Consider the following 1,430-nt stretch of genomic DNA (forward strand, 5'->3'; position numbering starts at 1 on the left):
GTAAATTGCGCTTGTCCTGTGATTTTCATAATTAAATACCGTCCTTTTAATTAATTTTTAGTTTCCATTTCTAATTGCTTCTACTACGTCCGTAATGCTAGGATTTGCAAATTTCTTATTGTTAATTGTTATTGAAGGTGAATGTCTAATCTTTGTTTCAAACGTATTAGAAGGTTCAGCGTTTAGAATATATCTAGCTTTCTTTTCTCCGTTATCATCAAATTCTTCAATCATTGCCCTAGCTAACACATCACTTTGAGAAGTAATAGCTTTTTTAATTTGTTCTTGCGCTTCAATAGTGATAGTAGGGTTGATAGTGCTACCTTCATCATCTTTATCTTTGTTGATACCTTCATGACCTGTAATAACAAAGTGGAATTTGTATTCTTCTTGAAGTTTTCCTATTAATCTGTACATACTGACAATTCGTTCAGCAACTTCTCCCCAATCATTAAACGTTGGTTTTTTAGACTTATTTTTCATCACATCATTCAATGTCATATCTCTAAGTTTTTGAATAGTTTCAATAACTACAACATTGATTTCTTGTCCGTTTTCTCTCATCTCCTGTAAAATTTGAGGTAAAAAATTTACAACATAAACAAAGTGTTGATAGTTCTCGATTTCTACGTCTGATCCTTCGTCAGTAACCGTTGTTCCACCTTCGTTAATGTCAATGACGAAAGCGTCTTTATCTCTTGTAGCAAACGTGGTTTTTCCTGAGCCAATTTTTCCGTATACTGCAAATTTATAGAATTTCCTTTTATTTTTCTCAGCGATATTATTTATCTTTAGTTTTTTGAGTATGCTTACTTTTTCTTGTGGTTCTTGTTTTTCCTCAGTCATGTTCTACCTCCTCATACTCAATTGTTTCTGTCACTGTTTTCTTGATTGCTTTGTGCTTAGACATATCAATAACAGTTTTGTCTAGTCCGTCGAATTCTCTTGCGTCTCGCATATCAGTTGAATACTTCACTGTATCGTTCACTTCGGTTGGTCGGTTTGTAATAAATAGATTTTCATCTTTATGCTTGATTAGATAAGTTACAGTCTGCTTCATAGCGACCTCCTACCATCTCATGACTAAGTTAATTAGTCTGTCCTGTTCGTCTGTGTTCTCTTCAATCCATTCATCTATTGCTTGGTTGAATAAGTCTGATGCCATATCTAAGTCATTCTCATCTACGACATAAGCATGTTTAATTGGTATGTTGTTCATATCTTTAACTTGTATTGATATGCCCATATGACCTTTTAAAATGAATAGCTTAAAATCGAATCCGTTAACATGAATATTTTTGCGTATGATATCGCCTATTTCGTAATACATCTTGACTTCCTCCGTTTTTCATTTTATATTTAACTTGAAATTTTTCTTAAGTGCTTGATGCTGTTACTTGCTCCAACAAGTAGCAGTTTTTTTATCTTAT

General features: G+C 32.9%; 3 protein-coding genes. All 3 read right to left on the reverse strand.

Annotated features, from left to right (window positions below; all coding sequences use genetic code 11):
* Window positions 1-57: 57 nt before the first annotated feature.
* The 3 genes from SD53_RS12370 to SD53_RS12380 are packed head-to-tail and all read right to left on the reverse strand — an operon-like array spanning window position 58 to window position 1,330.
* Complete coding sequence (locus SD53_RS12370; RefSeq protein WP_000134097.1) at window positions 58-846, reverse strand: ATP-binding protein; 789 nt, start codon at window positions 844-846, stop codon at window positions 58-60.
* Window positions 839-1,060, reverse strand: a complete 222-nt coding sequence (locus SD53_RS12375) for a DUF2483 family protein (protein WP_000815403.1) — start codon at window positions 1,058-1,060, stop codon at window positions 839-841. The genes SD53_RS12370 and SD53_RS12375 overlap by 8 nt, the downstream gene beginning before the upstream one ends.
* Before the next feature lie 9 nt (window positions 1,061-1,069).
* Complete coding sequence (locus SD53_RS12380) at window positions 1,070-1,330, reverse strand: DUF1108 family protein (protein WP_000291066.1); 261 nt, start codon at window positions 1,328-1,330, stop codon at window positions 1,070-1,072.
* Window positions 1,331-1,430: the final 100 nt, after the last annotated feature.

Origin of the sequence: Rheinheimera mesophila (assembly GCF_000986865.1) — a bacterium.
GTDB lineage: Bacteria > Pseudomonadota > Gammaproteobacteria > Enterobacterales > Alteromonadaceae > Pararheinheimera > Pararheinheimera mesophila.